The following is an 8,542-nucleotide window of genomic DNA, read 5'->3' on the forward strand; positions in this document are numbered from 1 at the left end:
AGGGCCGGGGGTGTGTCCCGGCGGGGGGGGGCTCCGGTGGGGGCCCATCCGGCGCCCGGGTGGGTGTGGGGGGGGGGCCCGGACTGCGGCGGCAGTCCGGGCCCCCACGTACGCGCTAGGCGGAGAGGGCGACGCGGCGGGGTGCCCGGCGGCGGCCGGAGGAGCCCTGGTTGTCGCGGCCCGTGGCGGTTGCGCGGGCGTCGGCTCCCGCGTAGGCGGGGCGGCTGCGGCGGCCGCGGCTCGTGGACGCGCTGCGGCGGGGGCGTTCGACGACGGGGGCGGCGATCACCGTGGGGATACCGGTGGGCACGCGGGCGCCGGTGATGCGGGCCAGTTCCTCGTCGCCGGCGCTGACCCGGGTGGTGACGGGGGTGATGGCGGCCGTGGTCATCATGCGGGCCATCTCGCGGCGCTGGTTGGGCAGCACCAGCGTGACGACGGTGCCGGACTCCCCCGCGCGGGCGGTGCGCCCGCCGCGGTGCAGGTAGTCCTTGTGGTCGCTGGGCGGGTCCAGGTTGACGACCAGGTCGAGCCCGTCGACGTGGATGCCGCGCGCGGCGACGTTGGTCGCGATCAGCGCGGTGACCTGGCCGTTGCGGAACTGCTCCAGGGTGCGGGTGCGCTGGGGCTGGGACTTGCCGCCGTGCAGGGCCGCGGCCTTCACCCCGTTCGCGAGGAGGTCCTCCACCAGGCGGTCCGCGCCGTGCTTGGTGTCGATGAACATGATCACCCCGCCGTCACGGGAGGCGATGTGGGCGATCGTGGCGTTCTTGTCGAAGTTCTGCACGTGCAGCACGTGGTGCTCCATGGTGCTGACCGCACCCGCCGACGGGTCAACCGAGTGCGTGACCGGATCCTTCAGGAAGCGCCGCACCAGGCGGTCGACGTTGCGGTCCAGGGTCGCGGAGAACAGCATCGTCTGGCAGCCCTCGGCGACCTGGGCGAGGAGTTCGGTGACCTGCGGCAGGAAGCCCATGTCGGCCATCTGGTCGGCCTCGTCGAGCACCGTGATGCCGACCCCGTCCAGCTGGCAGTCGCCCCGCTGGATCAGGTCCTTGAGCCGGCCGGGGGTGGCCACCACGACCTCCGCACCCCGGTTCAGCGCCTGCGTCTGGCGGCCGATCGACATTCCGCCCACCACCGTCGCCATCCGCAGCCGAACCGCGTGGGCGAACGGGGTGAGGGCATCGGTGACCTGCTGCGCGAGCTCACGGGTGGGAACCAGCACCAGGGCCAGCGGCCGGCGCGGCTCGGCCTTCTGCCCGGCGGTCCTGGCCAGCACGGCGAGACCGAACGCGATGGTCTTGCCGGAGCCGGTACGGCCACGTCCGAGGACGTCACGGCCGGCCAGCGAGTTCGGCAGCGTCGCGGCCTGGATCGGGAACGGCGCCGTGACACCCTGCCGGGTCAGCACCGACAGCAGGGCCTTGGGCATGTCCAGTTCGGCGAACGCCTCGACGGCCGGGAGTGCCGGGGTGGTGCTCACCGGCATCGCGAACTCGCCCTGAGCGGAGGAGCCCTGACGGGAGCTCCGGCCCCCGGAGGGCCGGTCACCGTAGAAGGTGCTGCCGCCGGAGCGGGAGGAGGCCGAGGAGCGGGAGGAGGCGTTCTGGTACGAGGAGCGACTGGAGCGGTTCATGCGAAACCTTCCTGGGACGGCACGTCGCAAGGAGGCTCCGCAGCGCGAGGCGCCGGCAGGAAGCCGCAAGGAACGGGCCGAAGCGTGAAGAGCGGGGCGTGGACGGTGAAACCGTGCGGCACGTCACCTCAGGTCGACGCTCACCGCGGAGGGCGGGAGCGAAGATCCTCGAACCGTGGGATGTCACGGCAGGGCGCCGATCCGGACGCGGCGCCGGGCGTCTCGCGTGGGGATGGCCGCCGGTGGCGGAGCCAGGGGGCCTGAACGGCCGGGGAATGCGTGGTGGAGCAATGCCGAGGGGCCCGCACCGGGCATCATGTACGCGGTGCGGGCCCCTCGCTACCAGGCGGGTGCCGTGGCAGAAACTACAGCGGACGAATGTTCTCGGCCTGCGGGCCCTTCTGGCCCTGCGTGACGTCGAACTCGACCTTCTGGCCCTCGAGCAGCTCGCGGAAGCCATTGGCGTTGATGTTCGAGTAGTGGGCGAACACGTCAGGACCGCCACCCTCCTGCTCGATGAAGCCGAAGCCCTTTTCCGCGTTGAACCACTTCACAGTGCCATTAGCCATAAAGAAATCTCCTTCAAGGGGCTGTCCGAAGCACGCACAGCGCGCGCTTCGAGTCGCCGCGATGAGCACCCACCCGGGGAAGAGCCGGGAAACAAAAAGGCGCCTGCGATACATCAGCAGGCGCACACAAAGTTCATGGGAACCACTACTGCAACTACAACGACTCTAGCAGGCCCCAGCCCGCCACGGGCGGATATTTCACCCCCGGTTCCGCGAGGCCCCTCCCCGGGGCCGCCGATCGCGAGGCACCGGGACCATCAACACACATGGAGAGCAGCCTCGTTGAGCATGCCTCCCGCCCTGTCGGCGCCGCCGACGCCAGGGAGGGGAGGGCGGCCGAAGCGGGCGCGGAGCGCCTGCCCTGGCCGCGAACAGCGAGGCGCCACGCCCGCCGGCGCCATCCGGGGGCCCGTTGGACAGCGCACGCGACATTCCTGTCGAACTCCGAAATGAAATGCACCGGAAGGACCCGCTCCCGCAATTTCCGGCGCATACTGCAGGGAATGACGAAATCTGCAGCAGTCCGCCGCGTCCTGCCCACCAGCCCCTTCAAGGCCCGGATCGAAGCACCGCGCAAGCACTTCGCCGTCGGCGACCGCGTCACTCACGACCAGTACGGCCTCGGCCGGGCCATCGGCGTGGAAGGCGACAGCGACATCGCGGTACTCGTCGACTTCGGATCGCGGCGGGAACGCATCACCCAGCCCTACGCCGCCATGTTCAAACTCTGACCCAGGACTCACGCGTTCGCGGCCGAGCTCGCCCAGGGCGGTGCCGAGCAGCAGTGCGGCCCGCGGGTCGAAGCCCTGCCGCAGTGCCGCTTCGGCCAACTGCCTTATCTGGCCGAGGTCGTGGGCGTAGTACGCCAGAGCGGCCGCTCGCAACAGCAGCTCGGCGCCGCGCTCCTCTTGTCCGCCCCCGCGCAGGCCGGGGTGATCGTCCCGCAGGTCCACCAGGCCGGCATCATCATGGACGACGCAGCCGGCTTCCCGCCCGGACCCACCGTCACTGCTTCGGTCTGTGCCCCGACCGCAGGCGAACGGGGGCGCCACCGCTCGGTGGCGCCCCCGTTCTGCCCGCCGCGCGAAAGCCGGACGCCCGGCGTCGCCCGGCCTATATCCACACGCATGCTCGGTCGCCTCATCGTGGACTTCCTCACCGCGTCGACGAACAGACCGTCATCGGGGCGGGCATCGGAGCGGGCATCGGGGCGGCCGCGCTGACCGTGCCCAGCTGGCCGGCTCACTGCGAGCCGGCCTCGACGACTCTCGCGGCGGAGTGTCCGGGTCAGCTCCGGTCGGGGAGCCGGGGCGTGGAGCGGCCGTTGACGTTCGGGTCGGCGGCCGATGCGCCGGTCGTCGAAGCCGTCGAGGTCACTGAGGGCGCCGCGGAGTGCTGGAGGGATCGTAGGATGGCCAGCCCCTGGCTGGCGATGCCGGCCGCGATCTGGTTCACCCCGTCGGTGCCGTTCAGGACGGTCAGATCGGCGCCCGCCAAGCCCCGGGCCGCCGCGTCGGCGAGTGTGGGGAGGGCCTCCACGATCCGGTTGGCCGCGATCAGCTCCTGGTTGCCGTCCCGCAGCGACGCCGCGCGGGCGGCGTTGGCGTCCGCCTGGGCCTGGGCCAGGGTCCGTTCCGTGTAGGCGCCGGCGTCGGCCTCGAACTTCACCCGGTCGCGGTCCGCCTCGGCCAGCGTCCGCTTCCGGTAGGCCTCGGCGTCGGCCGGGCGCCGCACCTCCGCCTCCAGCCGCTGCGCCGTGAGCGCCGCATTGCGCTGCGCGAGGGCGGTCTGTTCCTCGGTGACCTCCTGGGTGGCTCGTGCCTCGGCGAGCGGCCCGGCCTGGGCGGCGCGCGCCCTGGACTGCTCGGTCTCCGCGAGGAAGCCGGCCCGCTTGATCGCGGTGTCCCGCTCGTACTCGGCCTTGAGCGCGGCGGCCTGCTGCTCCCGTTCGCTCGCCTCCTGGTCGGCCCTGGCCTGGGCGATCCGGGCCTGACTGGCCACCGCCGCCGCGTGCGGCGCGGCGAGGTTGTCGATGTAGCCGGTGGTGTCCTCGATCTCCTGGATCTGCAGGGCGTCCACCACGATGCCGAGCTTCTCCATCTCGCCGTGACTGCCTGCCATGACCTCCTGGGCGACCCGGCTGCGCTCCCGGATGATCTGCTCCACCGTCAGCCCCCCGACGATGGAGCGTAGGTGGCCCGCGAAGATCCGTCCGACCAGTTCCTGCATCTGGTTCTGCTCGGACAGGAAGCGCCGGGCGGCGTTGGCGATCGACACGGCGTCATCGCCGACCTTGAAGACACAAACCGCGCGGACGGTGAGCCGGATTCCCTGCTGGGTGACACAGTCCTCGGCGATCTCCGACTCCTGCAGGGCCAGGGACAGCATGCGGGCCTTCTGCTTGACGGGAACGACGAAGCTCCCGTGGCCCGTGACGATCCGGAACTGGGTGTCCTGCGACTGTCGCTTGGAGCCGGAGATGAGCATGGCCTCGTTGGGCGCGGGCACGTGCCAGAACAACATGACGAACCACCTGACCTGCAACAGATTGACGAGGGCCGCGGGACCCCCGGACTCAGGGCGGCAGCGGCTCGACCAGCACCGACCGGGCGGAGATCGTGTCGACCACGACCACCCGAGTGTTGACCGCGATCGGCCCGGCGGACCAAGCCGCGAACGCCTCCGACCCGCCGCGCAAGCCGACCAGCACCTCGCCCGGCCCGTCCGTCGGGATCGGCACCGTCACCCTCCCGACAGCTCCGACCGGGCTCTGCTGGGAGTCATCAGCCGCGCACATGACACCTCGTGCCGTGCGGCACCACGGCGCAGTGGGCGGCCGGAACACGAACGGCCACGGGCGGCACCCCTCCTGGAGGCACCGGGCCCCCGGTCGAGTCCTTCGGCAGAATGCCTGCGAGCAGCGCGCGCCGCGCGACCACCCCGACCCCTCCCACGGTACTCCGGCCGCAGCAGGGAGGCGTTTCCCGGGTACCCGGCTCGGATCTCCGGCCCGGGAGTCCCGACCCGGCGCCGACCGGACCCGGCTCGGAGGCTGGGCCACCAACCGCCCGGATCGGCGGATTTCCAGGCCGCCCGGATGACGTCGACACCGTCGTCAAGGCGGCGAGCGGCTGCTGCGCGCGTGCTGTGGCCCGCACCTGGTGCGCCTCGCCGCCGGCTACGAGCGCCGTCCGTTCGGGGTCGAGGAGCTGTGGGCGGGGCAGATGGACGGGAGACTCCTCACCGCACACGCCCGCCGCGTTCGCGGCTCATGCTCCAGCGACGGCCGCCGGATGGGAGCGGAGGTCAGCCGTCGCTGCGGTAGTGGTCCATCGAGACCTTCACCGGGCCGTTGCCGGTCACGGAGATGACCCGCACGATCGCTATGGCGTGAGTGCTTCTCGATCGCACACAGAAGGCTCGGCCGGCCAGCAGGTCACTGAAGTCGAGGGCCGTCGCCGGATGCCGGTCGATGGCCGTCGAGCAATCGGTCGGGGTGGGCCGGCCGCTGGGGGTGACGGCGGCGTCGCTTCCCGTCGGGATCAGGAACTCGTTGGCGTTGTGCCCTACGGACCACTCGGTGGACTGCGCGGGGATCAACTTGCCGGTCTCGATGTCGAAGTCGTAGGAGTCGTCGGGTGCGGTCAGGATTGCATCGGTGTACGCCGCGGTGTACGTGGCCGGGCTCGCCGGGTCGGACGGCCTCGGGCCGTCGGCCGCCGGTGCCGGCGTGTCCGGGCCGGTGTCACCGGCCGTCGGGCTGTCACCGGCCGATCCCGTGGCTGCGAGGATCCGGTCGAGCTTGTGGGACAGGAGCACGCCGCCGACCGTGCCGCCGAGAGCCACCACCAACGCCGACAGCAGCAGTACCGTCTTCCAGGTCGCGTCCTTGCGGCAGGGCTTGCCCACCGCGGGTGTCGCGGGAGCGGCGACGGTCGGCAGTGGGGGCGGAAGCAGAGCGGTCGGCACCTCGGGCAGGGGCTGCGCAGCGCCGTCGGAGCCGGGCGGGGCCTGGACGGCGACGACGTCGGGGGAGAACGCGGTGGCCAAGTCCTGCGGCAGGTCGGAGCGGCGGGTGATGTCGGTGCTGACCCGAGCGGGCAGCCAGTCGTCGGCGAAGCGCAGCCCGCCGCCCGCAGCGGGGTGGTTGCGGGCGGCCTCGATGATCTCGGCGGGGGTCGGCCGGTCTTCGGGCTGCTTGGCCAGGCAGCGCAGCAGCAGCGCGTGCAGGTCGCCCGGGACACGGCCGAGATCCGGCTGCTCGTTCACCACCCGGTACAGCACCGTGGTCTCCGGTCCCTCGCCGAACGGCTGGGTGCCGCCGGCGGTGTACGCCGCCAGCGAGCCCAGCGCGAAGACGTCCGTCGCGGGCGTGGCCGGCTGGCCCAGGGCCTGCTCGGGCGCCATGAAGGCGGGCGAACCGATCCGGAAACCGGTGCCGGTCAGCGCGACGGCGTCGGCCGCGCGGGCGATGCCGAAGTCGATCACGCGCGGACCGTCGGCCGCGAGCAGCACGTTGGCGGGCTTGAGATCCCGGTGCACCACCGCGGCGCCGTGGATCGCCTGCAGCGCCTCCGCGATCCCGCCTACCAACAGCAGGACCGTGCGCACCGGTAGCGCACCGTGTTCCCGGACCACCTGTTGCAGCGACGGGCCCGGAACGTACACGGTGGCCAGCCAGGGCACGTCGTCGTCCGCGCCGGAGTCGATCACCTGGGCGGTGTACAGCCCATGGATCCGCCGGGCGTTGGTGACCTCCTGGGCGAAGCGCCACCGGAACTCCGTGTCCTGCGCGAACTCCGGCCGGACCGTCTTGAGGGCCACCGGCCGTCCACCGGGTGTGCAGGACAGATAGACCCGCCCCATGCCGCCTGCTCCGAGCCGGGCGTGCAGCCGGTAGCCGCCCACTTCGGCCGGGTCGTCGGGCTGCAGGGGCTGGAAGAGTGTTGACGCGGGCAAGGAGTCCAGGGACATGTCGATGGGCACGTGGAAGGTCTCCAGTGGTGCGAGCGGTGAGCGGGGGCGACGCGACGGGAGTCGCGGCCGTTCAGCAGGTCGTCCCGCTCGGAACCGGCTTGAGGTCGATGAGGTAGGCGTCCACGGCATTGGTGACGCAGGCGTTGCCGCGGCCGTAGGCGGTGTGGCCGGACCCCTTGTAGGTGAGCAGCATGCCGCCGGGCAGTTGGGCGGCGAGGCCCTGCGACCACTGGTAGGGCGTGGCCGGGTCGCCGGTGGTGCCGACGACCAGGGCCGGGGGCAGGCCTTCGGCGTTCACGCGGTGCGGCTGCTGCCGCCCGGCGGGCCAGTCCTTGCAGGTGAGTTCGGCGAGCACGGCGGAGGTGCCGAACACTCCGGCCTCCTGGTTGGCGCGCTCCAGCAGGTCCCAGTAGGGCTGCGGGTCCCTCGGGTGTGGCTGGTCGAGGCAGTTGACGGCGGTGATGGCGACGGAGGAGTTGCCGGGGGCCTGCTCCGGGGCGGTGTTCGGGTCGGATCCGGTGTCGGAGCTGTCGCCCCGGGCGGACCGGACGTGCGTGGTGGATTTGCCGGATATACCGGGGCTGGCGATCTCGGCGAGTTTCGTCCCGTCGCCGCCCCGCGCGGCGCGCAGCGCCTCGGACAGGTCCTGCCACTGGGACTCGGGTGAGTACATCGACTTGGTGAGGGCGGCGAGCAGCATGTTCTGGTCGAGCCGCTCGGTGGTGCCCTTGATACGCAGCGGGTGCTTGGCCGTCCGCCGGTGCAGGTCGGTGATCACCTTGTGGATGCCGTCCGGGGTGGTGGCGGGGCAGGCGTCGTGGACCGCGGTGGCGCACTTCTGAGCGTAGTCGTCCACCGACTTCCGGAAGGCTTTGCCCTGCTGGAGGGCGGCCTCGGACCAGTCGAGTGAGGGGTCGACGGCGCCGTCGAGGACGAGCGCGCGGACCCGGTGCGGGAACAGTTCGCCGTAGACGGTGCCGAGGTAGGTGCCGTAGGACCAGCCGAGGTAGCTGAGCTTCTCGTCGCCGAGGGCCGCGCGCAGCACGTCCATGTCGCGGGCCGCGTCCAGTGTCCCGACGTGCGGCAGGATGGCTCCGCTGCGGGCCTTGCAGGAGGCGACCTGCTTCTCGGCGTCCGCGAGCGCGGCGCTGCGTTCGGCACCGGTCTTCGGATACGCACTCGTCGAGGCGGAGTCGGATTCGGGCTGGTCCTGGTCGGCGGAGTCGGAGGAGCCGCAGTCGAGGGGGGGGGGGGGGGCGGCCCCCCCCCCCCGGGGGGAGGCGACGCTGTGGTATGCGGGGGGGGGCCCGGCCGGGGTTGGGGGAGGGGGGGCCGCCGAGAAGTTGTAGAGCACCCC

The 8,542-nt window shown here is 72.1% G+C and carries 7 protein-coding genes; 1 reads left to right on the forward strand and 6 read right to left on the reverse strand.

Annotated features, from left to right (window positions below; translation table 11 throughout):
* Positions 1 to 115: 115 nt before the first annotated feature.
* Together ACWGKU_RS10155 and ACWGKU_RS10160 are read right to left on the reverse strand one after the other, a co-directional pair.
* The gene (locus ACWGKU_RS10155; RefSeq protein ID WP_452180389.1) at positions 116 to 1,639 is read right to left on the reverse strand and encodes a DEAD/DEAH box helicase; all 1,524 of its coding nucleotides are present in this window, start codon (positions 1,637 to 1,639) and stop codon (positions 116 to 118) included.
* Positions 1,640 to 2,004: 365 nt separating this feature from the next.
* Positions 2,005 to 2,208, reverse strand: a complete 204-nt coding sequence (locus tag ACWGKU_RS10160; RefSeq protein WP_030918248.1) for a cold-shock protein — start codon at positions 2,206 to 2,208, stop codon at positions 2,005 to 2,007.
* A 503-nt stretch (positions 2,209 to 2,711) separates the two neighbouring features.
* On the opposite strand from ACWGKU_RS10160, the gene ACWGKU_RS10165 reads away from it, so the two are divergent.
* Positions 2,712 to 2,939: a hypothetical protein gene (locus ACWGKU_RS10165; RefSeq protein WP_209415310.1), complete on the forward strand. Its 228-nt coding sequence runs from the start codon at positions 2,712 to 2,714 to the stop codon at positions 2,937 to 2,939.
* 556 nt (positions 2,940 to 3,495) lie between these two features.
* Here ACWGKU_RS10165 and ACWGKU_RS10170 read toward each other — a convergent pair.
* The 4 genes from ACWGKU_RS10170 to ACWGKU_RS10185 form a co-directional block, all read right to left on the reverse strand.
* The gene (locus tag ACWGKU_RS10170; RefSeq protein ID WP_401053352.1) at positions 3,496 to 4,731 is read right to left on the reverse strand and encodes an SPFH domain-containing protein; all 1,236 of its coding nucleotides are present in this window, start codon (positions 4,729 to 4,731) and stop codon (positions 3,496 to 3,498) included.
* Positions 4,732 to 4,783: 52 nt separating this feature from the next.
* The gene (locus tag ACWGKU_RS10175) at positions 4,784 to 4,948 is read right to left on the reverse strand and encodes a hypothetical protein (RefSeq protein WP_401053353.1); all 165 of its coding nucleotides are present in this window, start codon (positions 4,946 to 4,948) and stop codon (positions 4,784 to 4,786) included.
* Between the two features lie 566 nt (positions 4,949 to 5,514).
* Positions 5,515 to 7,194: a serine/threonine-protein kinase gene (locus ACWGKU_RS10180; protein WP_452180390.1), complete on the reverse strand. Its 1,680-nt coding sequence runs from the start codon at positions 7,192 to 7,194 to the stop codon at positions 5,515 to 5,517.
* Between the two features lie 61 nt (positions 7,195 to 7,255).
* Positions 7,256 to 8,542: alpha/beta hydrolase (locus tag ACWGKU_RS10185; RefSeq protein WP_452191399.1), on the reverse strand; the 1,287-nt coding region annotated here is incomplete at its 5' end.

The sequence above is a fragment of the Kitasatospora sp. NPDC054768 genome, from assembly GCF_053612025.1.

Coding starts and splice junctions, on each gene's coding strand:
- ACWGKU_RS10165 (WP_209415310.1), top strand. CDS start 2,712: ATGACGAAATCTGCAGCAGTCCGCCGCGTCCTGCCCACCAGCCCCTTC.
- ACWGKU_RS10155 (WP_452180389.1), bottom strand. CDS start 1,639: ATGAACCGCTCCAGTCGCTCCTCGTACCAGAACGCCTCCTCCCGCTCC.
- ACWGKU_RS10170 (WP_401053352.1), bottom strand. CDS start 4,731: ATGTTGTTCTGGCACGTGCCCGCGCCCAACGAGGCCATGCTCATCTCC.
- ACWGKU_RS10160 (WP_030918248.1), bottom strand. CDS start 2,208: ATGGCTAATGGCACTGTGAAGTGGTTCAACGCGGAAAAGGGCTTCGGC.